Consider the following 24,205-nt stretch of genomic DNA (forward strand, 5'->3'; position numbering starts at 1 on the left):
CGATATTTTGTAATATGATTGATCATGAATTTGGATCAATCGGCATGCTGGAATTCGAGCTTTTGCGTTCCTTTGTTGCCGTCGCGGATTGCGGCGGCTTCCACCGCGCCGCCGAACGGCTCAATCTGACGCAGTCGACCATCAGCCAGCAGGTCAAGCGATTGGAGCTTGAAACCAAACGTCCGCTGTTCCGGCGCACGACCCGCAGCGTCGCGCTGACCGACGATGGAGAGATGCTGCTGGGTGACGCCCGTCGTCTGTTGCAACTCGAGGAGGCGGCCCGCCATCGCCTGTCAGCGCCGCGCCTGTCAGGAGCCGTGCGTCTTGGAGTGGTCGAGGAAGTCGCCGGCGGCTCGCTGCCATCGGCGCTGGGACGCTTCGCCATGTTGCACGCGAGCGTGAAGCTCGAGGTGCAGATCGGCGTTAGTGCGGAATTGATCGAGCAGTTGAACAAGGGACGACTCGACGTCGTATTCGCTAAGCGTCCGCTCGGTACGTCGCGTGGGCGCCTGGTCTGGCGCGAACCCATGGTCTGGGCCGCCGCCGACGCGTTTGATCTGGTTCCGGGCGCGGTGCTGCCGCTGGCGCTCTATCGCGAGCGGTCAGTATCGCGTGAGGCAGCGCTCGCCGCGCTAAATGACAGCGAACTGACGTGGGAGATCATCTATACCAGCCCCAGCCTGACAGGTGTGCGCGCGGCGGCGCTCGCTGGTCTCGCCATCACGCCGCTTCCCGCGAGCGCGGTCATTGCAGGTTTGCGCATTCTGGGATCGCAAGAGGGGCTGCCGCGCCTTCCTGACCTTGAGTTCGCAATCTATGAGAAAGCCCGGCCCGAAAAGGCCGCGGCGGCGCTGGCCGCAGCGCTTCTGGCACTTGGGCAATCGCCAGCGCGCCCGACGATTTAGCGCCATATGTTCCGTTGCGGGTCCAAACCCCAGGGTACAGATTGGTTCATCTCGCAATGATGAGGATCCGTCAGGCGGTATTGAGCGCATCGGTCTCATGACGGCTCTGGGTCACAAGCAGTGATGCTCTGGCAGATCAGAATATCTCCGCTCGTCCCTCAGGAGCGAACATTGCCTTTATGAGCCCCTAGCCCGTATGAGTACACGCGCTAGCCCGTGAGTTGCCGAAGGCGCTGAAGTCACCCAATCTATGAGGTCGTGGGCACTGGCTCAGGATGTGAGTTCCAACTGTCCTTTTTGAGGCGCCATAGCTAGCCCGGATCCGCGCTGGAGGTGTTCAGACACCGCGCGATGCAACGCGCAAGGCCGTTTTGGTCTTAACCGGGCCGGTCTCAAGTAAAAATCAAGCGCATCTCAAGGACAAATCGTCTCGCCAGCCCAGTCTCTGAGCATGCTCACGAGGACAAATGTCGGAGCCGGTGGCGCGACAGTCCGCTTGCGGAGCGCAGCAGTCATCAGACGCACAGCTAGGATCTTGGTCTGCGGCCGGAACTGCAAGGCCCAGCTTCGACAGGTGCTCGCATGAAAAGACGAGAGTTCATCTTTTTGATTGGTGGGGGGTTGGCCTGGCCTGCGATCGCACGGGCGCAGGGCGGAGCCAAGCTGCATCGAATCTTCTGGGTCTCGACTGAGTCCGAACCGGATCCCTTCCTGGACGGCTTTCGCGATGGAATGCGCGCCCTGGGATATGTCGAAGGCAAGACCGTAACCTTCGAGACGCATTATGCCCCTGGAAATCCGCAGGCACTGCGGAAGATCGTCTCCGAGTTGCAGCGAGGGGATGTCGACCTTGTGGTCTCGAGCGGTCCGGCGACACGCGGCATGACTGCAATCACCGACATCCCAGTGCTGTTTGCATTGAGCGGCGACCCCGTCGCTTTGGGTGTGGTGAAGAGCCTTGCTCACCCCGGCACCAATTTCACCGGCAGCACATTCCTGTCGCTCGAGCTGGCAGGAAAGCGCGTTGAGCTGCTCAAGGACATTTATCCAAAGCTGCGAAAGCTGGCGGTCTTCTCGAATACGGATCATCCGGGAGAGCCGCTGGAATGGCGTGCGACGTTGGAGTCGTGCCGAAACCTTGGGATAGAGGCAGCCTACGTTCCGTTCTGCGGCGCGCGCGAAATCGAGAATGGGTTGATGGCTGCCGGCAAGGTGGACGCGGATGCTCTCCTCGTGTTTCCCGATGCTGTGACGCTGGTGCATCGTGCGAAGATTGCGGAGCTTGCAATCGCGCACCGGCTGCCTTCGATGTTTGGCTGGTCTGAATATTGTGACGCTGGAGGTCTCTTGAGTTACGGCGCAAACCAGCGCACGACCTATTTTCGGCTTGCCACTTATGCCGATCGCATCCTGCGCGGTGAATATCCGTCAGATCTTCCGGTAATGCGTCCCGAGAAGTTTGAACTGGCAATCAATATGAAGACAGCCAGGCTTCTGGGTATCAAGCTGGATGTGTCGTCGATCCTGTTTCGCGCCAGCAAGGTGATCTCCTGAGAGTAGCTATGAAGGACGGTGCTGCGCAGCCCTCTTCGTGTACGATGCCTCCGCGTCGCTCGCTGTTCTGCAAGTACTTCGCGACGTTGTTTGTCGCTGCGGTCGTGCCTCTGATACTCGGCGCGGCCGTCGAGGCTTCTTTCGGTTACCGAGACCAGCGTCGCCAGATCAGCGCGGTGCTGCAGGCCGATGCTCGCGCGGCGTCCGACAGGATCGAGGCGTTCACCGATGGCATGCGAGATCAGCTGGGTTGGATGGTGCAGCTTCCCTGGTCTGCCGGAGACGATGCGCAACATAAGATCGATGCCTTGCGTCTCCTCCAGCAGGTGCCTGCAATCGCTTCGGTTTCGCTTCTGGATGAGACCGGCACCGAACGGGTCTTTGTTTCCAGGCTGCTTCTGAACAGGACCGGGCGCGGCATCGATATGTCTGCGGATCCCGCTGTTCTGGGCGCACGCGGCAACAAAGTCTGGTACGGACCGGTTCAGTACCAGCAAGATTCAGAGCCCTATATGAGGATCGCGGTTGCCGGGAGCCTGCCGGCCGCAGGGGTTGCGATCGCCGAGGTCAATCTGAAGCTGATCTGGGATGTCATCGCAGCCATTAGAATCGGCGAGACCGGCTACGCCATTGTCGTCGATGATTCCGGTCATCTGATCGCACATCCCGATATCAGCCGGGTTCTGCGCGGCCGCGCCAGCTCCGGCAGTTTTGGCCGGATCAAGCATCTCGTTGGCGCGGCGAGCGGAGCGGCGGTGATAACCGGGGAGCGAGGCAACCCGGTGGTGGCGCTATCCGTTCAGGCCGCCGATGTGGGATGGACGGTGATCGCGATGCAGCCAACCGCGGAAGCCTTTGCATCAATTCGGGCGGCCTTGTGGCGCTCGTCAATTCTCATTGCCTTTGGTGTTCTTGTCGCGCTGGCGCTCGCCTATTGGCGCGCGCACAGAATGTCCGGTCCGATCAAGCAACTGGAAGAGGGCGTGGAGCGGATTAGAACCGGACAATTCGAGCATCGCATCAAAATCTTCAGCGGTGACGAGTTGCAGCAGCTGGCGTTGCGTTTCAATGAAATGGCTTCTGAACTGGCGATCTCGCAGCAGAAATCTGCGCGGATCGAACGGCTGAAGCAGTTCCTGCCATCACAGGTCGCCGAATTGGTCGAACATTCTCACGAACTGCTCGAAGGGCAGCGCCGTGAAGTGGCTGTCATTTTTGGCGACTTGCGCGGCTTCACGGCGTTCTCCACTCGCAATGAACCCGATGTCATCATGGCCGTCATGCGAGAGTACTACGAGGCCGTCGGCGCCGTGACGACTCGTCACGAGGCAACGCTCATCGGCTTTGATGGCGACGGAGTCATGCTGCTGGTCAATGCCCCGATCGCATGCGAACAGCCGGCAACTCAAGCGGTCCGCCTCGCGATCGACCTGCAAATGACGGTTCAGTCCCTTGCCGGCAAATGGTGTGACGCCGGCCACGCGATCGGCTTTGGTGTGGGCGTTGCCATGGGACCGGCAACGGTAGGAACGGTCGGTTACAACGGCCGGCTGGATTACACGGCGATGGGAGCCGTGGTGAATTTGGCGTCGCGGCTCTGTAATCTCGCAAAGGACGCGCAGATCCTGGCTGATCCCACGATCGCTGGAAGGGTAAGGGATAGCGTCCCGATGGCATCGCTCGGACAGCGGACCATCAAAGGCTACGACCAGGCTCTCGAGGTCTTTGCCGTCGCACCTGCTGACCTGCCGTTGAAACCGCCGGGCCCGGCACAACGCCGGCGAGAGAAAGAACCTCAGGACCACTGATACCCCGACCTCCGGACGGCTACCCCCGTGTCGCCAGCACCACCGCGGCTAGCGTAAACACCAGCCCCGCGATCTGCCCTGCCCCGAGCGGCTCGCCAAGCGCGACCGCCGAGGCCACGACGCCGATCACCGGCACCGCCATGGTGCCGATCGCGGCGACCGAGGCCGGCAGGCGCGCCAGTGCTGCGAACCAGCTGACATAGGCGATGCAGAACTGCCCGACGACCGAATAGACCAGCAGCCACCAGCCGAGCGGCGTCACATGCGACAAATGCGTGGTCTCGATCAGGAGGCCGACGATCGAGATCGGCAGGCAGCCGATCCCGATCTGCCAGGCTGCCGCCGCGAGCGGCGGCAGGTGAATCGGGTACTTCTTTGAGAGCACGGTGCCGAGGGCAAAGCCGAACGCGCCGACCAGCACCATGATGATGCCCGGCAGCTTTTCCGTGCTGGCGGCAAGGCCGTTGCCCCCCATGATCGAGGCAAGCCCTGCGAAAGCCAGCACCAGCCCAAGCGCGCGCAAGACCGTCGGCCGCTCGCCCAGGACCGGCCAGGCGAGGATCGAGGCCCAGACCGGCATCGTATAGGCGATCAGCGCCGCCTCGCTCGCCGGCAGCCAGAGCAGCGCCAGGCCCATCAGCACCATCCAGCAGGTGACGTTGAGCGCGGCTGCGGTGAGCAGGCGCGGCCAGATCACACCCTCCACGTGCAGGCTTTGCCGCCGGATCACCGCAAGCAGCGCCAGCAGCAGCGCGCCGAGCACACCGGTGACCCCGCGCAGTGTCAGAGGCGGCAGCTCGGCAAGAAGGAATTTCGTCACCGGCCAGTTGAAGCCCCAGCCGATCGAGGTGATCGCAAGGAACATCAGGCCGGCCGGGGCGATGCGCGGCCGCACGCCCGGCGTCGTCGAATCAAGCATGTCGGCTAGTCCGGCAAATCGGGCGGTCACCTTGGCCCGGATTCGCGGGTCCCACCACCGCTTTGGCGGGCATGCCTGCCCTCACCGTCCGTAGGGCTACGTGAGTCCTGCTGACGCAATCCCATTGCTCAAAAATATACCTGCCCTGTGAACAGCGGGATGAAGGCCCCGCGTCATCACGGCATGCAAATTTTTTCAGTTGGGAATCCCTGAGGACTCACTGATACTTGGGTCCACGACAGGCGCGGCGAAGACCCCTGTTATCCCCCGCAATCCACCATATTTAGTATTTGATTCAGGAACTCGCACTAGTTCTTGACGGGCGCAGCGGAGAGTCCTAGCTTTCGGTCCGTTCGGCGCGAGTGAGTTTGCGTCCCGCCGGCACTCCCCCAAAGGGTCTCGCAAATTTCAGCTCCGCCAGCCGGCCAAAGGCTGCGGATGAGGGCTTGTCTGCCCTCGGAATGCAGGCTCTTCGGGGCGCCAGAACGGGCCGGCAACAGGCTCGGATGGCATCGATGACGAAGTGACGTTGTGGGGCGTTGAACGCATGTCGCGCACATCCCCTTGGGGGCGGATGGGTGTGGACATGCCGGCGGGATGATTGATGCGACGCATCGAGCTCGCGCCGGGAAAAAACAGGGCCGGATCCACCGGCTGAACTGCGGTGCTCCAAGGCCGAACGGCCGAAGGCGCCGCGAATGCAATGACGACCCGGCACGCCCTCAACGAGGGGCGGGACCGGTCAAAGAAAAGGACGGGGCAAGACCATGCGGATTGAGCGGCGCCACACCACTTCGGGACAGTCACCTTATGCGGGTATCGAATTCCGCCTGACCACGTCGGAGATTCGCAATCCCGACGGCTCGGTCGTGTTCAAGCTTGATAACGTCGAGGTGCCGAGCGAGTGGTCGCAGGTCGCCTCCGACGTGCTGGCCCAGAAATATTTCCGCAAAGCCGGCGTTGCCGCGCGCCTGAAGAGGATAGAGGAGGAATCCGTCCCCTCCTTCCTGTGGCGCTCCGTGCCCGACACCGACGCGCTCAATGCGCTGCCCGAGAAGGAGCGCTATGTCAGCGAGCTCTCGGCCAAGCAGGTGTTCGACCGCCTCGCCGGTTGCTGGACCTATTGGGGCTGGAAGGGCGGCTATTTTACCAGCGACGACGACGCCCAGGCCTTCTATGACGAGCTTCGCTACATGCTCGCCATGCAGATGGTCGCGCCGAACTCGCCGCAATGGTTCAACACCGGCCTGCACTGGGCCTATGGCATCGACGGCCCCGGCCAGGGCCATTATTACGTCGACCCCTTCACGGGCAAGCTGACCAAGTCCAAGTCGGCCTACGAGCATCCGCAGCCGCATGCCTGCTTCATCCAGGGCGTCGGCGACGACCTCGTCAACGAGGGCGGCATCATGGACCTCTGGGTCCGCGAAGCCCGCCTGTTCAAATACGGCTCCGGCACCGGCTCCAACTTCTCGCGCCTGCGCGGCGAAGGCGAGAAACTCTCCGGCGGCGGCCGCTCCTCGGGCCTGATGAGCTTCCTCAAGATCGGCGACCGCGCTGCCGGCGCGATCAAGTCGGGCGGCACCACGCGCCGCGCCGCCAAGATGGTCGTCGTCGATGTCGATCACCCCGACATCGAGACCTATATCGACTGGAAGGTGAAGGAGGAGCAGAAGGTCGCCGCCCTCGTCACGGGCTCCAAGATCAACCAGAAGCACCTCAAGGCGGTGCTGAAGGCCTGCGTCAACTGCGAAGGTTCGGGCGACGATTGCTTCGACCCCGAGAAGAACCCTGCCCTCCGCCGGGAAATCAAGCTCGCGCGCCGCAGCCTCGTGCCCGACAATTACATCAAGCGCGTCATCCAGTTCGCCAAGCAAGGCTACAAGGACATCCAGTTCGACACCTACGACACTGACTGGGATAGCGAAGCCTATCTCACCGTTTCGGGCCAGAACTCCAACAACTCGGTCTCGCTGAAGGACGACTTCCTGCGCGCGGTCGAGACCGACGGCGACTGGAATCTGAACGCCCGCACCTCGAAGAAGGTGACGAAGACGCTGAAGGCGCGCGACCTCTGGGAGAAGATCGGCTACGCCGCCTGGGCCTCGGCCGATCCGGGCCTGCACTTCAACACCACGATGAACGACTGGCACACCTGCAAGGCGTCCGGCGACATCCGCGCCTCCAATCCGTGCTCGGAATACATGTTCCTGGACGACACGGCGTGCAACCTCGCCTCGGCGAACCTGCTGACGTTCTACAACACCGACACCAAGCGCTTCGACGTCGAGGGCTATGAGCACCTCTGCCGGCTCTGGACCATCGTGCTCGAAATCTCGGTGATGATGGCGCAATTCCCGTCGAAGGCGATCGCCGAGCTCTCCTACGAGTTCCGCACGCTCGGCCTCGGCTACGCCAATATCGGCGGCCTGCTGATGACCATGGGCCTGCCCTATGACAGCAAGGAAGGCCGCGCGCTCTGCGGCGCCCTCACTGCAGTCATGACCGGCATCACCTACAAGACCTCCGCCGAGATCGCGGCCGAGCTCGGCACCTTCCCCGGCTACAAAAAGAACGCCGCGCACATGCTGCGCGTGATCCGCAACCACCGCCGCGCCGCGCACGGCCAGTCCAATGGCTACGAGGCGCTCAGCGTCAACCCGGTGCCGCTCGACCTCGTCTCCTGCCCGCAAGCCGACCTCGTCAGCCATGCCCAGGCGGCCTGGGACGCGGCGCTCGAGCTCGGCGAGAAGCACGGCTATCGCAACGCCCAGACCACTGTCATCGCGCCGACCGGCACGATCGGCCTCGTCATGGATTGCGACACCACCGGCATCGAGCCCGACTTCGCGCTGGTCAAGTTCAAGAAGCTCGCCGGCGGCGGCTACTTCAAGATCATCAACCGCGCCGTGCCGGCAGCGCTGCGCGCGCTCGGCTATCGCGAGAGCGAGATCGCGGAGATCGAGGCCTACGCCGTCGGCCACGGCTCGCTGGCGAACGCCCCCGGCATCAACGTCACCACGCTGAAGGCCAAGGGTTTTACGGATGAAGCCATCGCCAAGGTCGAGAAGGCCCTGCCGACCGCGTTCGACATCAAGTTCGCGTTCAACAAGTGGACCTTTGGCGAAGACTTCATCCGCGACCAGCTCGGCATCGGCGCGGAAGCCATTGCGGCTCCGGGCTTCGACCTGCTCCAGGCCGTCGGCTTCACCAAGCGCGAGATCGAGGCGGCAAACGTTCACATCTGCGGCGCGATGACGGTGGAAGGTGCCCCGCACCTCAAGGCCGAGCACTATCCGGTGTTCGACTGCGCCAACCCCTGCGGCAAGATCGGCAAGCGTTATCTCTCGGTCGAGAGCCACATCCGCATGATGGCGGCGGCGCAGCCTTTCATCTCGGGCGCGATCTCCAAGACAATCAACATGCCGAACGACGCCACGGTGGAGGACTGCAAGTCCGCCTACATGCTGTCGTGGAAGCTCGCCTTGAAGGCCAACGCGCTCTATCGCGACGGCTCCAAACTCTCACAGCCGCTCAACTCGCAGCTCATCAGCGACGATGAGGACGAGGACGATGCGGTCGAGCTGCTGCACGAAAAACCCATGGCGGCGCGCGCCACGCATGTGGCCGAAAAGGTCGTCGAGAAGCTGGTCGAGCGCATCGTCGTGATGCGCGAGCGCGAGAAGATGCCCGATCGCCGCAAGGGCTACACCCAGAAGGCGGTCGTCGGCGGCCATAAAGTGTATCTGCGCACCGGCGAGTACGATGACGGTCGTCTCGGTGAGATCTTCATCGACATGCACAAGGAAGGCGCGGCGCTCCGCTCCTTCATCAACAACTTCGCCATCGCGGTGTCGCTCGGCCTGCAATACGGCGTGCCGCTCGACGAATATGTCGACGCCTTCACCTTCACCCGCTTCGAGCCGGCGGGCCCCGTGCAGGGCAACGACAGCATCAAGTACGCGACCTCGATCCTCGACTACGTCTTCCGCGAGCTCGCGGTGAGCTATCTCTCGCGCTTCGACCTCGCCCATGTCGATCCCAACGAGACGGGCTTTGACGCGCTCGGCAAGGGCGTCGAGGAAGGCAAGGAGCCGGACGAGGACGGCGGCCAGCACGCGACCAAGCTGGTCTCGCGCGGCCTCACCCGCTCGCGCACGGACAACCTCGTCGTGATGCGCGGCGGCTCGGCCGCGGTCAGCCAAGGCAACGACAGCGCGCCCTCAGGCGGCAGCCGGGTCACGGCGCTGGCCGCCCACGGCGCTAGCGCCCGCGTCGGCGACGCCATCGAAGGCGCCGTCGCCCTGAAGCAGGAAGCCCAGCACGATCTGTCTCCGACGGAGAAGCTGGAAGCGCTGCAATGGAGCAAGGCCGGCAGCGGCGCGACCGCGGCTCCGACCAGGGCCGAGCGTCGCGCGGAGGCGAAGGCCAAGGGCTACGAGGGCGAGATGTGCTCGGAGTGCGGCAACTTCACGCTGGTGCGGAATGGGACGTGCATGAAGTGCGATACTTGCGGAAGCACGACGGGGTGTTCGTAAGACGATAGCTAACGCCGATCGACAGTAGAACCCGCACGTGCTCAGGTATCTGCAAGGGGCGGCCGCGAGGCCGCCCTTCTTTCATTCACATATTGCAACTTATGGTTTTTTGAACATAACTAGGTAGTATTAGATTAAAAAAGGGCGGCGAATGCAGTCCGACTATTTCAATCACGTTCATCTTCTGATTCGGGGGAGTGATGACCAGATTTGACGGGATCGAGTTCCTAACATCGTCCAGCGTCGCTTCGACGTGCGGATGACGGAATCTAAAACAAAACTAGACGTGCTGACCACACGGCTAGCAAAGGCTCGTCACCTGAAAGCCTTCGAACACCTAACGATCTACGCGGCGGGTTCTTACGGTCGATTAGAAGCTAGCAAATACTCAGATATCGATTTGTTTTTTGTGCTTGCGAATACGCTTAGTGCACAAGGAGCGAGATCTCGTCCTTGCGTTGTGCGGGCGCTGGGGACGACTGCAGTACGAGTTGAACGGCTATATCAGCGTGCTTGATCCGAAAGAGCGGCCGCGTGCTCGCGAGATGATCGAACGCTTCTCCTCCTATGTGAAGGAGCTTCAGTCCATACTTGTCGGAACTGCTACAACGCAATCCATCCAACAGGCATTTGGCTCTAGCTCTCAAACCAGCTCGTAGTAGCAATCGTGGCCCGTCGAGTTACGGCGACGGTGCACGAAATTGGTTTGTCATCGCCAAATCAGCCAATTCCGCTCACTTTTGGATGCGCTCCGTATCGAGTGCACTACCCTCCGTGATCGCAGCTTGGTTCCGGCTTCCCTGCTCATCAATCCCAACCGCCGAAATTGCCTTTGCGGTCGAGCCCTTCCCTCCTAAACTCGACCGTCACCGTCATCGGTTCCGACGAGCCCGGTAGAAGCGGAGTAAAGTCATGCCCAAACCGGAAAGCTTCCCGATCGAGAAGATCTTCGTTCCGACCAAGCAGAAGAAGGCCGTCAAGCCCGAGACCGTCGGGGAGATCGCGGAAAGCATGCTGGAGATCGGACAACAGGTCCCGATTTCCGTCCGGCGCGACGGAGACCGCCTGGTTCTGGTCGAGGGACTGCATCGGCTCGAGGCCTGCAAGGCGCTCGGCGAGACGACCATTCTCGGTGTTCTGGTCCCGGCTGAGCTTGCCCAGCACAAGCCGCAGCTCGCCGAACGACCCGAGGTCGAGGCAGAACGCATCAAGATGGCGCGATTGAAACAGCTGCGCCTGGAGAAGGAAGCCGCTGAGGCATCGGCGGCTGCCTTGAAGGGCGTCAGGCAGTCGGAAGCGCCGCGCACCCGTCCGGCGAAAGGCGTCCGCGACAAGCCGCAGGCATCACCGGGCCGGATTGTGAAATCGAAACCGAAATCATTGTCGGACTGGATCACGCAGCAAAAGGGCAGCGGCGGCCGCTATTGATGGCCACCCCGTCATTCCGGGGCGCGCCCGCTTGGGCGCGAGCCCGGAATCCATCGGGCGGCACGACGAGTGGCGCAATGGATTCCGGGCTCGCGCTTCGCGCCCCCGGAACGACCGTTCTGCTGCGCTCCACCTTGCATGGCTTCTACCGCATGACGGCCGCAATCCTTTCGATCGCGGCCCTCCTCACCGATCAACCCGCCCGTCTCACGCCGCTTTCGCCTGCTCCGGCGAGGCCGTCTCCATCGCGCGCATGTAGAGGTCGAGCAGGCTTTCGCGCTCGTCGCGCTCGTTCTTGTCTTCCTTGCGCAGCTTGATGATCTCCTTGAGGATCTTCACGTCAAAACCCTCGCTCTTGGCTTCCGCGAAGACTTCCTTCTTCTGTTCGCTCAACTCCTGCATCTCGCTGTCGAGGTTCTCGATCCGCTCGACGAAGGAACGGATCTTGCCGCCGGGAATGGTGATATCGGACATGGTGCCTCTTTGCTGACTGAGGTCGTGAAAATGCCCGCAAAGAAATGACCAATGTGTTAACCGAGTTGCCGCACCCGATGCCATCGCGCCGCAGCGATACTCAGGACAGGCGACCACCCCGCAGCTATCTCGACCAGCGACTTCCTGCCCGATGCGTCGACGATGCAGCGGCAAAATCTCACCACATGGCCGCCACGCAAGCGACAGCCCACAATCGCGATTTCAGCGCAAACGCGACGGAGGCTCGCGGCTTCATCGATATTCAGGAGCCATTTGCAATGTTGAGTGCGGTGGACAACAAGCCACGGGGCAAATCCGGCCGGCGCGGCGGCAAGAAGAAGGCGGGACAACGCGCCGGGGCCGGCGAGCAACGCGCAAGTGCAGGGCATCAATTGCCGGATGCCCCGGCGGAGACCAGGCACGAGACCGGGCAAGAGCCGAGCCGACCGATCAGTGCGGAGATACCTTCGGCTGCAGCCTTGCCGGACGAGGCTTCCGGGATGGAGCTCGCTGCAAGCCCACCCGTCGCACCGGTCGAACCCTTGGAGGCCAGCACGCAGGCGATTGCCGACGCCTATAGCGACTACATCAGGACCTCGCTTGAGCAAGCCTGGAGCTTCCTGGGAAAGCTCGCTATGGCGCGTTCACCCGTCGAGGCCTTTGAGCTTCAGATGGCGTACGCGAAACAGGCCTGCGACTCGTTTGTCGCCGAATCCCAGAAGATCACCGAGCTGCATGAACAATTGACCAGAGAAAGGGTCATGCATCTTGAGGGGTTCGTGGCCAGGCTCACCCAGACCACGCTCGAAATCCGCACGATACGTCACTGACGACGGGTGCACATTGCGGCGCCGCGGGACGTAAGGTGGGTTAGCTGGCGGTTGCGCGAAGCGCGGTCCGCCGGCGTAACCCACCACCTCTCCGCCGCCGAGATTAAAGAGGTGGGTTGCGCTACCCGACCTGCGCTTTGTCGCGGAGCTAACTCACTCTACGCGCCTGAGGACCGCCTGGAGTTCAGTACCCTGACTTCGTGCCGGTGGTCGACCCGGTGCCCGCGCCTGTGGTTTGACCTGTGGTTTGCCCTGTAGTCCGTCCTGGAGCGTAGCTCGACGCGCCGGGGCTGGTTCTCTTCGAGGACTTCGCGTGCTGCTTCTTCTTGTGTCCCGGAGCGTAGCTGGAAGCGCCCGGCTCGCCCTTCTTGCCCATTTGCTGCATCTCATGACCTGGCGTCTTGCTCGATACGCCCTGAGCAAATACGGCTGGTGCGGTAGCCATGACAACGGCAGCCGAAAGCGCGATGATCGTTGCTTTCATGTTGTCCTCCTCGAACAAGCCCCCTCAAAGGAAACGGAATGGACTAGCGCCCGTTCCCCTCAGCGAACGTTCATGGCGCCGCGGGGCTGGACGCCCCTGGGATCGTCATTCGTTGATGAGCTTCGATCCGCTCGACTACCCTACGAAATGCGCTTTGCGCAGTCGCGGCGACAACCCATCCTACGCCCTCACGCCGCCCGCTCCCTCGCCCGTCATAATTTCTCCTTTGCACACGCGTTGTGTCTGACAGCGGCGAGACCTATCCTTGATCGGACTGCCTCCCATTGACGCCCGACCGGATGGAGAGCGCATCGATGCCTGACACGAACGACCCCAAGCCTGATACCGGCAAGACCGATAACGCCAAGCCTGATATCGCCAAGCCTGATGCGTCCAAGCCGGACGAGGCGCGCGCCGACGGTGGGCTGGCGCGGGCCTACGACCGGATCAAAAGCGCAGAGGAAGACCTCGCGCGGCTGGACCGGCTGGTTTCCGGAATGGAACGCAACAGCGAAGCCCCGCGGACCTCGCACGCAAGCGCCGCCTCGACGGCAGCCGCCACGTCAGGAAAGAAGACGCCGACGCCGGAAGCCAAGGTTCTAAACACCAAGGTACGCGATCAGGGCCTGAGGGGAGACAAGGCCATGATGCGCGCACTGGCTATTCTCGTGATGGCGATCGGCCTCCTCGGTGCCGCCGTCGCATCGCAATATGGCGACGAGGCGACATCGATCGGCAAGTCCATCATGGCGCGATGGGCTCCACCCGCGAGCGCACCCCCGCAAGCGACCGCCGCGGAAAGTCCGGAGCAGCCGGCGACGGTGCTGCTGGCGGCCGCGGATGAGCCGAGCCCGGTGCCGGCGCCGCCGGGGCCCAAGGACACCGAAAGCGCCCCGAAGCCTGCCGCCACGGCGGCCGAGCCGTCATCGTCCGAGCTCGCGCAATCGCTCAAGGCCATCACGAGCGAGCTTGCGAATATCAACGACAAGCTCGAGCAGCTGAAGAGCCGCAGCGAGCAGACCCTGCGCGACCAGGCCGCCACCATCGAGCAGCTCAAGGCCGCGCAGGAGAAGGACGCGGCGGACAATGCCCGCCTCGCCGCGCAGGTCCAGGCGTTGCAAACGCAATTGAGCGCGTCATCGGCGCCATCCGCCTCTGCACCCGCCAAGCCCGTCGTGCGCAGCGTGGTGAGCAACGACACGGCTGCGCGTGCCCGGGCGCACCTACCGGACGCCGCGCCACGGCGGCCGAGGCCGCCGCCGCGAGGCCCCTGGATGCCGCCGCGCTATATGGCCGACCCTTACTATTACGGCGATCCGGATTGGTGAGCCCGTTTCGAAGGCGCGATTGGATTTGAAGTGCGTAGGGTGGGTTAGCCTGCGGCGGCGCGAAGCGCAGTCCGCTGGCGTAACCCGCCTCTTTGATTTCCGCGGAGGCAGAGGTGGTGGGTTACGCTGCGCGAACTGCGCCTCGCGCAGTCGCGCAGCTAACCCACCCTACGCACCCACGCTCCCCTCAGCGTATCTCGCTCATCGTCACCTTGGCCGCGATCCCCGTCAGCTCGGGCTCTTGCGGCGCAAGCTCCTCATCGGAAGGGCCGACCGAGACTTCAGCCATTCTGCGTTTGACCTGTTCGCAGGTCTTGCGAACGTCTTCGGTGAACAGCGCGCATTCTTCGATACGCTTGAAGATCTTGCGTCCCTCTTCACGATAGCCTGCCGCCGTTTCTCGCATGAAGGCGATCGCATCATGAACCTGGGCCGTCAGCGCCTCGCATTTTTGCGCGGCGTCGATCAACTCGGTGCCCATGGCCTCGATCTCTTTTGCAGCGGACTCATAGTCGCGAATGACCGCTTCTGCACTGAGCGCACCGACCCGGGACACCCCCGCGGTGTGCTCGACGTAATCAGGCAGATTAACTGAAGTAATGGAGCTCCCCGACCGGATCGAAGTGATGTCGGCTTCGAGTTGGACCAAGTTCACTCCGTCCCGTCTGTGCAATTGTTCGACACTTGCCATGACTGTCCTCCCAATACGCGCAAAGAAACCCCAAGCAGTATTGGGTTTATTACGGGGATAAATGCCGTTCTACCTCTATGTATTCTTGACAGTCTTCACTTTGCCACTTTTACCCAATCGCCAACTCTGCACGCAGAGACGGCGAGCCATCAAACTTCAATTTATCCGCGCACCTGTTCGAAGTGCACTCCCCGCCGCATCGGCGCCGGGCCATGGCGGGCACGATTACGTTCCGGGGGAGCGACGGTCGTCGGCGTCGAAGGCATTTCCGACGGCGGCTGGCGCAGGCTCGCCCCGCCCTGCATCCGCAGCACGATGGCGGCCGGCATCGCCCGCCGCAAAAATATCGTGCACCAGCCCGAGCTTCCCCAGCCCCAGGATGATCAGCCCGTTGATGTCCACCTCGTACCAGGCGTGCGAGATGTAGGCGTCGCGCGGAAAGCGGTGATGGTTGTTGTGCAGCCCCTCGCCGAAGGTGAGCAGCGTGGTCACCAGCTCGTTGGTGGTGCCGTCATGGGTCTCGAAGCGGCGGTAGCCCCAGCGGCCGTCGCTGTGACAGACCGAGTTGACCAGCGAGGTCGCCATGGTCATGAGGTAGCTGCGGAACAGGCCGGCGAACAGGATGCAGCCGATCATCGTGCGCACGCCGCCAAACGCGTAGCCGATGGCGCCCGGAATGATCAGCGCCGACAGCGCGTACCAGTACCAGCGCGTCCTGGTGAAGAACATCGCGATCGGGTCGGCCAGGATGTCCTTGGCGTAGTAGCTGGCATCGGTGGTCTCGCGGTCCCACACCCAGCCGCCTTGCGCATGCGTCATGCCCTTGGCGAAACTGGTATAGGGATGGCCGCCGCCGTCGTAATAGGGGCTGTGCACGTCGCCGGGCCGGTCGGAGTGCAGATGGTGCCGCCGATGGTTGCTCACCCATTTCAGGATCGAGCCCTGCACCGCCATGGTCGCGAGCGCGGCGAAGATCGTCCGCATCACCGGACCGCAGCGGAAGCTGCGGTGCACGAAGTAGCGATGCATGAAGCCGATGCCGATCGTGGACATGATGAACGTGCCCGCGAACACCGAGACTTCGACCCAGCCGATGCCTTGCCAGAAGGCCCAGACCAGCGCCGCGATCGAGCCGCCGACCATGATGGCGAACGAGATGTAGGAATCGCGAAACTTGGCGTCGACCACCGGACCTTCGGTCAGCACGCCCGGCGGCATTTTCGGCTCCGCAAGCTGCTCGGACGCCACGCTCTCAACCACGCTCATTTCAGCCGATCCATTTACACTGCACTTTTCTGCAGTGCAGCGTACAACCCCTGGTTATCAGAGGCAAGGACCGGGGCGGCCGTAGGAGCACGGGCGGCGCAGCCCCGCCGCTTTCGCTTCTCTGCGATAGAGAGTGGCGATCATGACGAGCAGATGCACGTCGTGCCTCTGCTCAGCTCACCGAGCGCATGCGCCGATCAGTTTTGGCGTCGGTCGGTGCCTTCACCACCAATACGGCCAGCGCCATCCCTCATAGCGCACATAGGACGGCACCAAGGGCGGGCCGTAGGGATCGACCCGGTCGTGCTCGGGGCGGTAACGATAGCGTGGCACGATGTTGTAATCCCAAGGCGTCGGCCTCAGCACCGGCGCCGTGATGACGAGCCGCTCTTGCGGCGCGCGAACGACGACGGCTCTCCGCGTCCGGGCTTCGGCGTCCGAGGTTGCAAGGCCGCTCAGCACCAGGGCGGTTCCGAGCGCGCAGGCGGCAGTCATCTTGGTCATGCGTTGGTCTCCTTCGCGCGGAGAGTGCAAAAGGATGCCAGGCGAGGCAAGCAAATTTCGCGCGAGGTGCGGACATAAGCGCTGTGCGCTTTGGCGCTCCGACCTCTCCCCGTCATTGCGAGGAGCACTTGCGACGAAGCAATCCAGAGTCCTTCCGCGGAGGGAGCCTGGATTGCTTCGCTCCGCTAGCAATGACGGCCGAGTATGACGCAAGAGTGGTCTGGATGAGCAGCAGAAGTCCCGGACGTCGGCACCTGCCGCTCACTCACGCGCGCGGCGCAGGGCCTGATCCAGCTTGTGCCTCTGCTTGTCCCAGCGCTCCTGCTCGGCTTCGGCGCGCGCCTCGAGCGCGGCCCGCTCGGCTTCGATCGCCTCGGCCTTCGCTTCGTGCTCGCGTGTTGCTTTGTCGAGCGCTGCTTCCGCCGCGGCAACCGCCTTGTCGCGCCGTGCACGCTCCTTGGCGCGGGCGGCCTCCTCCTTGGCACGCGCTGCCTCGCGCCGTCGCTCCTCCTTCTCGAAAGCTGCTGCGGCCTTGCGGGCGGCCGCATCATCGATCTCGCGGGATGCATTCCGGGCCGTCCTGGCGGGACGCTTCTTTGACGTCGGTTTGCTCTCGGCCTTGCTCTTGGACTTGCGCTTGGGCTCGGCCTCACCTGCGCCGAGATCAGTCGGCAGCTCCGCGCTCTCGGTGAACGGGCCGTCCGAGCCGACCGGGCGCCTCAGCACCACGCCCGGCTTCGCCATGGTCGCGGCGACGACATCGGGATCGTCGGTCTCCCTGGCGACGCCCTGATGGAACAGATTGGAGCTGGCGCCCCAGGCGGCAAGCGCCGCCTTCATCGAGGGCGCGGCGATCGCCTGATCGTAGAAGCCGAGCGAGGTCTGGTAGGTCTTCAGCTTCTTTGGCATGTCGCTCCGATGTCGGCGCAGCTTTCCGCGCGCGAGCGTAGCCCGGATCGAGCAAAGCGCAATCCGGGGTCGCGCGGCACGCTCGGCGCTGGACTACGCTTGCGCTCCATCCAGGCTACGCACCTTCCAGCAACGCGTCATACCCTTGCGCGCTGAACGCCAACAGACAAAAACCGTGCCCGAACGGATCGGCCAGCATCGCGATCCGCCCATAGGGCGCATCGCTCGCCGGCACCTCCAGAATCGCACCCGCAGCGAGGGCACGCGCGACGGCCGCGTCGACATCGTCGACGACGACGTCGATATGCACCGGCGTCCAGTGCCGCTCATAGCGGCGGGGGTCGCCGCCGGCGCCGATGGTGCCGGCCTGCTTGGTCAAGAGATACACCGGTGCGGGCCAGCCGTTGAGCTCGACGAAGTCGGCGCCGAAGCGGCGGCCGACCGAGAGGCCAAAGGCTTCGGTGTAGAACGTCGTGGCTTTCGCCACGTCGGGAACATCGATGTTGAGGAGGAAGCTCATGAGCGGCTCGTCGCAAGTTGAGGCGCGAGCGTAGCCCGGATGGAGCGCAAGCGTAATCCGGGATGGTGCCGCACCCGACGCCCCCGACCGCGTTCCACGATGGCATCATGCCATTGTTTTGCCCGACGGGTCAAATCCTGTTCGATTTTACCGAAGTGAGGAAAAACCCCGAGCAATTCCATGGGGATGGCTACTGTGCATGGGGTTGTTTTCGCAACACTTGCTTGAGCCGGCCCTCAATTGCGCTTCAGGCTCAGGATATAGGCCGATAGCACCTCGGCCTGCTCCGGCGAGATCACGAGATTCGGCATGGTCTGGTGACTGGTCCGCCAGAACACCTTGAGCGAGAGCGCGGTGGTGCCGTTGCGGTCGGCGATGGATTGGAAGCTCGGTGCCTCCTCGAAGAAGCCGGCCATGTGCGGCTCGATCGCGTGACACGACTGGCACCACGCCTGCGCCAGGCGATGACCTGCGGCGACCGCGCGCGAGCCGGGCCTCGGCGCCCCGGCGGCGGTGTGAACGACGCTGAAGAGAAACAGCACCGACAGCGCGATCAGGACGGCGATGCCGATGGAGATTCGAACATTGTGCGACATCGCCCGACCTCACGGCATTGAATCGTGGAGCAGCTTAGATGTGCACCACGACGCCAGCTTGATCTGCGTCAAGCCAGCTCGCAGCTCGCGTCCTCAGCACGTCACGAGGTCGGTGTGGCCGAATCCCTTGGAATAATCGAGCAGCGAGATCACCGTCGGCGTGAGACGGATCAGCCGCACCTCGGACGGCTTCGGCATGGGCAGGCCGATCGCCTTCTGCTCGGGATAGCGCGCCATCACCAGTGTGATCGCCTTCTCGGCCTCAGCTGGATCGGTCACGGCCACCGCCCGCGCCGCCATGGACAGGCCGGTGATCTCCATCACTTGCGCCGGATCGTCGTCGATCGCCAGCGACACGCGCTCGTCCCGCGAGATGTTCTGCGCCTTCTGGCTGTCGGGGCCGCAGAGAAAGTAGATGGTGAAACCGTCGTTGGCATAGCCGACGGTCGTTACTTGCGGCCAGCCATCGGCGCGAAGCGTCGCGATCCGCATCGTGCGGTGCTGGTCCAGCAAGGTCTGGATTTTTCGTCTGAGTGTGTCGTCCATCGCTGCCTCCGGCGGTCATTCCTGAAGACACGATACGATCCCCGCGCGCAGTGCCGTTGATGCAGCTCAACGCGCGCCGGCGATGTCGCCTGTTGAAAGCGTCGGCAGGCATCGCCCGGTGATATCGCACCGGCAGGCGCGGCCAGCCCGCGCCGTGCGCAGCTTTTGCTTGCTTTCCCGGTTCCCGCCTCTACGGTCGCGCCGCGAACGAACGCGCGAGACAAGACCCGTCATGACCGACACGATGAAATGCCCGACCTGCAATTCCGAGCACGCCTATCAGGACCGCGATCTCTGGGTCTGCCCGGAATGCGGCCATGAATGGAGCGGCGCGGCGGACGCGGTCGCGGACACGGCGCAGGATGCGGGCGTGCGCGATGCCAACGGCAATGTGCTCGCCGACGGCGACAGCGTCATCGTGATCAAGGATCTCAAGATCAAGGGCTCGTCCTCGGTCGTCAAGGGCGGCACCAAGGTGCGCAATATCCGCCTGCAGGACGCCAGCGACGGCCACAACATCGCCTGCAAGATCGACGGCATCGGCGCGATGAATCTGAAGTCGGAGTTCGTGAAGAAGGCGTGAGGTCCGCTAGCTTTGCCGCTGCGCCAGGTAGAACCCGCTCAGCACCGTCACGAGGCCTGCCATCTGCAGCATCGTGGGCGGCTCGCCGAGCAGCAACCAGCCCGTGAGCAGCGTCAGCGCGGGCACGCAGGCCGGAAACACCGCGGCGCGGGCAACGCCGAGACGCTGGACCGAGACGGCGTAGAGATAGAGCGCGGCGGGGCCGGCAAGCACGCCCTGCGCCAGCGCCTGGATGGCGTTCTCGGTCATGCCGATCGACGCAATGTGGGCGAGACCCACCGTGGCGACGTAGACCGGCACCAGCAGCAGCGACAGCACGTTGATGACCAGCGCAGCCGGCACGGCCGAGACGCGCCAGCGGCGCAGCATCGCGCCGAACCCGGCGAACATGAATCCGGCAAGCACGAAGATGAGATCGCCCTGAATGCCGTCGGCACCGATGTGGCCGATTGATTCCGCACCGATCACGCCGAGGCCTCCGACGATGACGAGCGCGCCAGTCAGGCGCGATGCGGAGATCCGCTCCTTCAGCACGACCGCCGCGAGCAGGAGGCCGCCGAGCGTGGCGCAAGAGGGCTGGATCACGCTGCCATGGCCGAGCGGGACGAACAGGAAGCCGATGTACGAGATCAGCGACATCACGGGACCACCGAGCACCATCAGCACGAGCCCCCTGCCCCAGCCGATGCCGCAGAGATCGGAGAGTCCGGCGCGCAACACCAGGGGCAGGAATGCGATCCCCGACCAGACATAGCGATGCACCAGCAGATCGACCGGCGTGAAGCCGGCCTTGAGGCCGTGCCGCGTGGCGGCAAAGCCGAGCGCCCAGAACAGCGCTGCGGCAAGGCCGCAGACCACGCCGAGCAGTGCCGGCGCGGTATCCTTCTTCTGAGCGCCGGCGCCGCTCGTCCGCTGATCCATGGGATCACTCGATATGTCGGCTCGCTGAGCCGCTCAACCCACGCGGCTGCAGGGCTGTCACGCGAGGGCGATGCCGACTACGCGTGTTACAGCCCCTCATCGAAGACCATCCGCCATCCCTTGCGAGTATCCATGTATTCTCGCACTTGCCTGATCCGGTCGCCCACCACCTCGAACACGAAGCAATACTCGTTCTCGTACGGCTTGCCGCCGGGCAGCGTGGCGCGCATCCGCTCCTCCACGATCACGACATCGCCGTCGACATACACGCCGCGGAACGTGATATCGATGCTCGAAAACAGCCTGTGCATTTCCTTGGCGATGAAGCGGGCGATCTGGTGCGCTCCCACCATGTGATCGGTATGATCGAGCGCGACGGCGGTGGCATTTCCCTTCGGCGCGATCCATTCGGCGTCGTCGGTGAAGAGTGCTGCGATGCGCTCGGGATCGCGTGACGAAAAGGTCTTCCAGGCGTTCAGTACGACGTCTCTCGGGCTGGTCACGATGGGGTCTCCGGCCGTGTTGCGATGAGAACCGCCTTCTAGGCCGCGGTGCGAGCCGCGGCTCGCCGCAATCGGACTCGGTCATCCGGCAGCCCTTCCGCCGCCGCCCCCATGCGCTACCATGCGATCATGTTGAGCTTTGATGTCTGCAACGCCGCGCGCCTGCGCCGCGATCCCCGCTATGACGGCCGCTTCTTCACGGCGGTGAAGACCACGGGCATCTATTGCCGGCCGGTCTGTCCGGCCAAGCAGCCGCTGGCGCGCAATGTGGTCTATTATCCGACGGCTGCGGCTGCCGAGGCCGCCGGCTTCCGGCCCTGCCTGCGCTGCCGTCCCGAGACCGCTCCTTTCTGCCCGGCCTGGAACGGCACGCGCTCCACGGTGGCCCGGGCCATGAGGCTCATCGATGACGGCGCGCTGGATGAAGGCTCGGTGGTCGATCTCGCGACGCGGCTCGGCATCTCGTCGCGTCACCTGGCGCGCCTGTTCGAGCGCCATGTCGGCGCTACGCCGCAGCAGCTCGCCAAGACACTGCGTGTCCAGCGCGCCAAGCGCCTGCTCGATGCCGGCGATGACAGCATGACCGCTATCGCATTCCAGGCCGGGTTCGGCAGCCTGCGCAGGTTCAACGCCGCCTTCGCCGAACTCTACGGCCGCTCGCCGTCAAGCCTGCGCGCGCGGCGAGCTTAGCGGCCCGCGCCAGTGATCACGTCCGCGGTCTTCACCTTGCGCGGGCTGAGCACCTTCGCCTGGTGGACCGAGGCGATTGCGCTTGGCGCTGCGACCTGCTGCTCGACATGTGCGGCACCGAGCACGTGCACCTGCAGCGGGGAAACCGGAAATCCGTTGGCCTCATAGGTCGGCAGCTCGGCGGCGAAAGCCGCGGTACCGCCCGCGATCGTCAGGAAGGCGGCGATCGACAAGGTCTTCTTGTTCATTGGTGATGCTCCGAGGTTTAAGAGTCGGAGCCTATTTAGGCGCATTTTGCTGCAGTGCGACATACACCGCCGCATTGCAACATCGCATGCAATGCATGACGTTATGCCTAATGCGTCCAGGGATTTGGGCGAATCACGCCGGCTGCGACGCGGCGCCTCCAGAGGAGCCGCTCAGCCACCAAGCACGTTGCCCCAGCCGTCGAAGAGATAGGTCTTCCAGGCCACGGTTCCATCCGCGCCGGGCCGGCTGGCGCGGCGGTAGTCCTCGGCCTGGTCGGCGGTCCAGGTGATGATCGTGTCGGAGAGACGATCGTGCAGGATGGCGGGCTCGGTGGGGTCGAAGGCGTCCATGGGACGAAGCGAGGGATGCGTCATGGCGCCTCCAACGCACCAGCCGCAACAAAGTTGCGGCAACGTCAAATGGAACCGGGCGTTGCACCTCGGCCACAGTTGCCCCGAAAAGCCCGCACTCCCCGATTTGCGCCATTGCGCCGCCACACCGTGGCCCGAACAATCGACGTGCTGCGTGCCTTTCCGTGCGACTGTTTCGTCAGACTGTTTGCATCATCACTGTTCGGGCAAGATTGTTCGAGCAGACCGTTTGGAGGCAGGGATCATGAACGATCGGCGGTCTCTTCTGGTGGCGGTGTCGTGTCCCTCGGCCGTTCTCGCCGGCTGGCTGGCATTGTCTCTCTCCGCTTATGCGCCTGCGCTCATCGAAAACAGCGCCGCCAATGCGGCCGCCATCTCGCGCGCCAAGGATCGTGCCAAGGATCGTGCCAAGGATCATGCTAAGGATCTCGGCCGCATCGACCTCGCCGACGTGCCGCGCGCTGCGACCCTTGAGGACCGCTTCGCCTTGACCGCCGACATCGCAGCCACCGTCACTGCGCTGCCCGACCCTCCCGCGCCGGCAGAGGCAACGCCGGAAGAGCCCGCCTCCACCATCAAGCTTGCCTCGGCCGACCCGGCGCTGATCCTGCCGGTGGAAGCCGTGCCCGCGCCGCCGATCTTGCCTGAACCGGAGCCCGTCGTCAGCGAGGTTGCCCCCGCCCCTGTGGCGGAGCCCGTCAAGCTCGCATCCACCGATCCCACCGAGATCGTGACGACGGACACATTGTCGGCCGCGGCGATCGCGAGCGACCCCGTTGCGCCTGCGCGCAAGGCGTCACCGCCTGCCGACAACATCGCCGTGCTCGACGAATGCTTCGTCATGGAGGCCTGCATCGACCGCTACCTCTGGGCGCTCTATCAGCGCACCGCCAAGGAAGACACGATGAAGGTGCAGGAGCGGCGCGCAGTCACCATCAAGCGCAAGGGCAAGACCGTCACGGTGATGCGCAGCTTCACCAAGCTGGTCGATCAGGACTTCACCTGGAAGGATCCGCATGCGGCCGAGCGCGCCGGCATGTCGATGATGGACTACGTCATCGGCGGCATGGACAAGAGCTTCAAGCAGAAGCTGTTCCGCATGATGCTCGCGGCCGAAGCCGCCGGCCTGTCGCCGGGCATCACCAGCGCGTTCCGCGACGACTATCGCCAGTCGATCGCGAGCGGCCTGAAGGCCGCCTCCAACCGCTCCTATCACGGCGGCAGCACGCGCGGCGGCTACGGTCACGGCATGGCGGCAGACATCGTCAGCACGCAAGGCAGCAACAGGGCGCAGCGCTGGGTCTCGACCGAAATCCTGTGGAAGTGGGTCGATGCCAACGGCAAGGCGTACGGCATCGGCCGACCCTATCTCGGCCGCGATCCGCCCCATGTCGGCCCGATCGACGGCCAGGAATATATCTCGAAGCGCGGCACCTCCGACCGCAAGGACGTTGCCGGCGTTAAGCCGAAGAAGACACAGGGCCTTGCGAGCGCCAAGCCGCCGAAGGCCGACGTCGCGCGCGAGCAGAAGGGCCCGGCGGCCAAGCCGCAGAAGTCGGCGCAATCGGCCGGCAAGCGCGCGACCTGA

At 63.8% G+C, this 24,205-nt stretch carries 25 protein-coding genes; 11 read left to right on the top strand and 14 right to left on the bottom strand.

Features of this window, described 5'->3' with window-relative positions; genetic code table 11:
* Positions 1-14 precede the first annotated feature (14 nt).
* From I6F20_RS07125 to I6F20_RS07135, 3 genes are all read left to right on the top strand, one after another.
* Entirely contained in the window at positions 15-905 is an 891-nt protein-coding gene (locus I6F20_RS07125; RefSeq protein WP_225125588.1) for a LysR substrate-binding domain-containing protein, read from the top strand.
* 582 nt (positions 906-1,487) lie between these two features.
* The gene (locus I6F20_RS07130; protein WP_036022868.1) at positions 1,488-2,459 is read left to right on the top strand and encodes an ABC transporter substrate-binding protein; all 972 of its coding nucleotides are present in this window, start codon (positions 1,488-1,490) and stop codon (positions 2,457-2,459) included.
* Positions 2,460-2,467: 8 nt separating this feature from the next.
* Positions 2,468-4,267: a cache domain-containing protein gene (locus I6F20_RS07135; protein WP_225125590.1), complete on the top strand. Its 1,800-nt coding sequence runs from the start codon at positions 2,468-2,470 to the stop codon at positions 4,265-4,267.
* A gap of 19 nt (positions 4,268-4,286) precedes the next feature.
* Here I6F20_RS07135 and I6F20_RS07140 read toward each other — a convergent pair whose 3' ends face one another.
* Entirely contained in the window at positions 4,287-5,186 is a 900-nt protein-coding gene (locus I6F20_RS07140) for a DMT family transporter (RefSeq protein WP_225125592.1), read from the bottom strand.
* A gap of 767 nt (positions 5,187-5,953) precedes the next feature.
* Here I6F20_RS07140 and I6F20_RS07145 point away from each other — a divergent pair.
* The 3 genes from I6F20_RS07145 (at position 5,954) to I6F20_RS07155 (ending at position 11,152) form a co-directional block, all read left to right on the top strand.
* Positions 5,954-9,724: a vitamin B12-dependent ribonucleotide reductase gene (locus tag I6F20_RS07145; RefSeq protein ID WP_225125594.1), complete on the top strand. Its 3,771-nt coding sequence runs from the start codon at positions 5,954-5,956 to the stop codon at positions 9,722-9,724.
* 259 nt (positions 9,725-9,983) lie between these two features.
* Positions 9,984-10,241 carry a nucleotidyltransferase domain-containing protein gene (locus I6F20_RS38355; protein ID WP_225125595.1) on the top strand — a complete coding sequence of 86 codons (258 nt, stop codon included), beginning with the start codon at positions 9,984-9,986 and terminating at the stop codon, positions 10,239-10,241.
* Between the two features lie 395 nt (positions 10,242-10,636).
* A complete protein-coding gene (locus I6F20_RS07155; protein ID WP_225125596.1) occupies positions 10,637-11,152 on the top strand; it encodes a ParB N-terminal domain-containing protein in 516 nt (171 codons plus the stop codon).
* A gap of 207 nt (positions 11,153-11,359) precedes the next feature.
* Here I6F20_RS07155 and I6F20_RS07160 read toward each other — a convergent pair whose 3' ends face one another.
* Positions 11,360-11,626 carry a DUF2312 domain-containing protein gene (locus tag I6F20_RS07160; RefSeq protein ID WP_225125597.1) on the bottom strand — a complete coding sequence of 89 codons (267 nt, stop codon included), beginning with the start codon at positions 11,624-11,626 and terminating at the stop codon, positions 11,360-11,362.
* 44 nt (positions 11,627-11,670) lie between these two features.
* Between I6F20_RS07160 and I6F20_RS07165 the strand changes: the two genes are divergently transcribed.
* Positions 11,671-12,456, top strand: a complete 786-nt coding sequence (locus I6F20_RS07165; RefSeq protein ID WP_225125598.1) for a phasin family protein — start codon at positions 11,671-11,673, stop codon at positions 12,454-12,456.
* 184 nt (positions 12,457-12,640) lie between these two features.
* On the opposite strand, the gene I6F20_RS07170 is transcribed toward I6F20_RS07165, so the two are convergent.
* On the bottom strand, positions 12,641-12,940 hold the full coding sequence (locus tag I6F20_RS07170) for a hypothetical protein (protein ID WP_225125599.1): 300 nt from the start codon (positions 12,938-12,940) through the stop codon (positions 12,641-12,643).
* A 314-nt stretch (positions 12,941-13,254) separates the two neighbouring features.
* Here I6F20_RS07170 and I6F20_RS07175 point away from each other — a divergent pair, with 314 nt between their 5' ends.
* Complete coding sequence (locus tag I6F20_RS07175) at positions 13,255-14,268, top strand: hypothetical protein (RefSeq protein WP_225125600.1); 1,014 nt, start codon at positions 13,255-13,257, stop codon at positions 14,266-14,268.
* Positions 14,269-14,455: 187 nt separating this feature from the next.
* Here I6F20_RS07175 and I6F20_RS07180 read toward each other — a convergent pair whose 3' ends face one another.
* The 7 genes from I6F20_RS07180 to I6F20_RS07210 form a co-directional block, all read right to left on the bottom strand.
* Positions 14,456-14,959 carry a hypothetical protein gene (locus I6F20_RS07180; protein WP_036033716.1) on the bottom strand — a complete coding sequence of 168 codons (504 nt, stop codon included), beginning with the start codon at positions 14,957-14,959 and terminating at the stop codon, positions 14,456-14,458.
* 225 nt (positions 14,960-15,184) lie between these two features.
* Entirely contained in the window at positions 15,185-16,225 is a 1,041-nt protein-coding gene (locus tag I6F20_RS07185) for an acyl-CoA desaturase (protein ID WP_225125601.1), read from the bottom strand.
* 222 nt (positions 16,226-16,447) lie between these two features.
* On the bottom strand, positions 16,448-16,729 hold the full coding sequence (locus tag I6F20_RS07190) for a hypothetical protein (protein WP_109143935.1): 282 nt from the start codon (positions 16,727-16,729) through the stop codon (positions 16,448-16,450).
* 261 nt (positions 16,730-16,990) lie between these two features.
* The gene (locus I6F20_RS07195; protein ID WP_225125603.1) at positions 16,991-17,638 is read right to left on the bottom strand and encodes a cell envelope biogenesis protein TolA; all 648 of its coding nucleotides are present in this window, start codon (positions 17,636-17,638) and stop codon (positions 16,991-16,993) included.
* A gap of 115 nt (positions 17,639-17,753) precedes the next feature.
* Positions 17,754-18,158 carry a VOC family protein gene (locus tag I6F20_RS07200; RefSeq protein ID WP_225125604.1) on the bottom strand — a complete coding sequence of 135 codons (405 nt, stop codon included), beginning with the start codon at positions 18,156-18,158 and terminating at the stop codon, positions 17,754-17,756.
* Between the two features lie 236 nt (positions 18,159-18,394).
* Positions 18,395-18,754, bottom strand: coding sequence for a c-type cytochrome (locus I6F20_RS07205; RefSeq protein WP_225125606.1), 360 nt, complete (start codon positions 18,752-18,754; stop codon positions 18,395-18,397).
* 93 nt (positions 18,755-18,847) lie between these two features.
* The gene (locus I6F20_RS07210) at positions 18,848-19,300 is read right to left on the bottom strand and encodes a pyridoxamine 5'-phosphate oxidase family protein (protein WP_225125607.1); all 453 of its coding nucleotides are present in this window, start codon (positions 19,298-19,300) and stop codon (positions 18,848-18,850) included.
* Between the two features lie 232 nt (positions 19,301-19,532).
* On the opposite strand from I6F20_RS07210, the gene I6F20_RS07215 reads away from it, so the two are divergent.
* A complete protein-coding gene (locus I6F20_RS07215) occupies positions 19,533-19,883 on the top strand; it encodes a zinc ribbon domain-containing protein YjdM (RefSeq protein WP_036000193.1) in 351 nt (116 codons plus the stop codon).
* 6 nt (positions 19,884-19,889) lie between these two features.
* On the opposite strand, the gene I6F20_RS07220 is transcribed toward I6F20_RS07215, so the two are convergent.
* Together I6F20_RS07220 and I6F20_RS07225 are read right to left on the bottom strand one after the other, a co-directional pair.
* The gene (locus I6F20_RS07220) at positions 19,890-20,804 is read right to left on the bottom strand and encodes a DMT family transporter (RefSeq protein WP_225125608.1); all 915 of its coding nucleotides are present in this window, start codon (positions 20,802-20,804) and stop codon (positions 19,890-19,892) included.
* A gap of 86 nt (positions 20,805-20,890) precedes the next feature.
* Positions 20,891-21,307 (bottom strand): nuclear transport factor 2 family protein, encoded by a 417-nt coding sequence (locus I6F20_RS07225; RefSeq protein WP_036022851.1) that lies wholly within the window; start codon positions 21,305-21,307, stop codon positions 20,891-20,893.
* Positions 21,308-21,436: 129 nt separating this feature from the next.
* Here I6F20_RS07225 and I6F20_RS07230 point away from each other — a divergent pair, with 129 nt between their 5' ends.
* A complete protein-coding gene (locus I6F20_RS07230; protein ID WP_074447944.1) occupies positions 21,437-21,997 on the top strand; it encodes a bifunctional transcriptional activator/DNA repair enzyme AdaA in 561 nt (186 codons plus the stop codon).
* On the opposite strand, the gene I6F20_RS07235 is transcribed toward I6F20_RS07230, so the two are convergent.
* A complete protein-coding gene (locus tag I6F20_RS07235; RefSeq protein ID WP_109143942.1) occupies positions 21,994-22,245 on the bottom strand; it encodes a hypothetical protein in 252 nt (83 codons plus the stop codon). The genes I6F20_RS07230 and I6F20_RS07235 overlap by 4 nt on opposite strands.
* A 171-nt stretch (positions 22,246-22,416) precedes the next feature.
* Positions 22,417-22,620, bottom strand: coding sequence for a hypothetical protein (locus tag I6F20_RS07240; RefSeq protein WP_025035973.1), 204 nt, complete (start codon positions 22,618-22,620; stop codon positions 22,417-22,419).
* Between the two features lie 241 nt (positions 22,621-22,861).
* On the opposite strand from I6F20_RS07240, the gene I6F20_RS07245 reads away from it, so the two are divergent.
* Entirely contained in the window at positions 22,862-24,205 is a 1,344-nt protein-coding gene (locus tag I6F20_RS07245; protein WP_225125609.1) for a M15 family metallopeptidase domain-containing protein, read from the top strand.

The sequence above is a fragment of the Bradyrhizobium sp. IC3123 genome (assembly GCF_020193625.1).
Classification (GTDB): Bacteria; Pseudomonadota; Alphaproteobacteria; order Rhizobiales; family Xanthobacteraceae; genus Bradyrhizobium; species Bradyrhizobium yuanmingense.

Coding starts and splice junctions, on each gene's coding strand:
- I6F20_RS07195 (WP_225125603.1), bottom strand. CDS start 17,638: ATGCCAAAGAAGCTGAAGACCTACCAGACCTCGCTCGGCTTCTACGAT.
- I6F20_RS07190 (WP_109143935.1), bottom strand. CDS start 16,729: ATGACCAAGATGACTGCCGCCTGCGCGCTCGGAACCGCCCTGGTGCTG.
- I6F20_RS07240 (WP_025035973.1), bottom strand. CDS start 22,620: ATGACGCATCCCTCGCTTCGTCCCATGGACGCCTTCGACCCCACCGAG.
- I6F20_RS07245 (WP_225125609.1), top strand. CDS start 22,862: ATGAACGATCGGCGGTCTCTTCTGGTGGCGGTGTCGTGTCCCTCGGCC.
- I6F20_RS07185 (WP_225125601.1), bottom strand. CDS start 16,225: ATGAGCGTGGTTGAGAGCGTGGCGTCCGAGCAGCTTGCGGAGCCGAAA.
- I6F20_RS07210 (WP_225125607.1), bottom strand. CDS start 19,300: ATGGACGACACACTCAGACGAAAAATCCAGACCTTGCTGGACCAGCAC.
- I6F20_RS07235 (WP_109143942.1), bottom strand. CDS start 22,245: ATGAACAAGAAGACCTTGTCGATCGCCGCCTTCCTGACGATCGCGGGC.
- I6F20_RS07215 (WP_036000193.1), top strand. CDS start 19,533: ATGACCGACACGATGAAATGCCCGACCTGCAATTCCGAGCACGCCTAT.
- I6F20_RS07140 (WP_225125592.1), bottom strand. CDS start 5,186: ATGCTTGATTCGACGACGCCGGGCGTGCGGCCGCGCATCGCCCCGGCC.
- I6F20_RS38355 (WP_225125595.1), top strand. CDS start 9,984: ATGACGGAATCTAAAACAAAACTAGACGTGCTGACCACACGGCTAGCA.
- I6F20_RS07230 (WP_074447944.1), top strand. CDS start 21,437: ATGTTGAGCTTTGATGTCTGCAACGCCGCGCGCCTGCGCCGCGATCCC.
- I6F20_RS07160 (WP_225125597.1), bottom strand. CDS start 11,626: ATGTCCGATATCACCATTCCCGGCGGCAAGATCCGTTCCTTCGTCGAG.
- I6F20_RS07175 (WP_225125600.1), top strand. CDS start 13,255: ATGCCTGACACGAACGACCCCAAGCCTGATACCGGCAAGACCGATAAC.
- I6F20_RS07180 (WP_036033716.1), bottom strand. CDS start 14,959: ATGGCAAGTGTCGAACAATTGCACAGACGGGACGGAGTGAACTTGGTC.
- I6F20_RS07205 (WP_225125606.1), bottom strand. CDS start 18,754: ATGTCGCACAATGTTCGAATCTCCATCGGCATCGCCGTCCTGATCGCG.
- I6F20_RS07170 (WP_225125599.1), bottom strand. CDS start 12,940: ATGAAAGCAACGATCATCGCGCTTTCGGCTGCCGTTGTCATGGCTACC.
- I6F20_RS07200 (WP_225125604.1), bottom strand. CDS start 18,158: ATGAGCTTCCTCCTCAACATCGATGTTCCCGACGTGGCGAAAGCCACG.
- I6F20_RS07125 (WP_225125588.1), top strand. CDS start 15: ATGATTGATCATGAATTTGGATCAATCGGCATGCTGGAATTCGAGCTT.
- I6F20_RS07130 (WP_036022868.1), top strand. CDS start 1,488: ATGAAAAGACGAGAGTTCATCTTTTTGATTGGTGGGGGGTTGGCCTGG.
- I6F20_RS07135 (WP_225125590.1), top strand. CDS start 2,468: ATGAAGGACGGTGCTGCGCAGCCCTCTTCGTGTACGATGCCTCCGCGT.
- I6F20_RS07220 (WP_225125608.1), bottom strand. CDS start 20,804: ATGGATCAGCGGACGAGCGGCGCCGGCGCTCAGAAGAAGGATACCGCG.
- I6F20_RS07165 (WP_225125598.1), top strand. CDS start 11,671: ATGACCAATGTGTTAACCGAGTTGCCGCACCCGATGCCATCGCGCCGC.
- I6F20_RS07145 (WP_225125594.1), top strand. CDS start 5,954: ATGCGGATTGAGCGGCGCCACACCACTTCGGGACAGTCACCTTATGCG.
- I6F20_RS07155 (WP_225125596.1), top strand. CDS start 10,637: ATGCCCAAACCGGAAAGCTTCCCGATCGAGAAGATCTTCGTTCCGACC.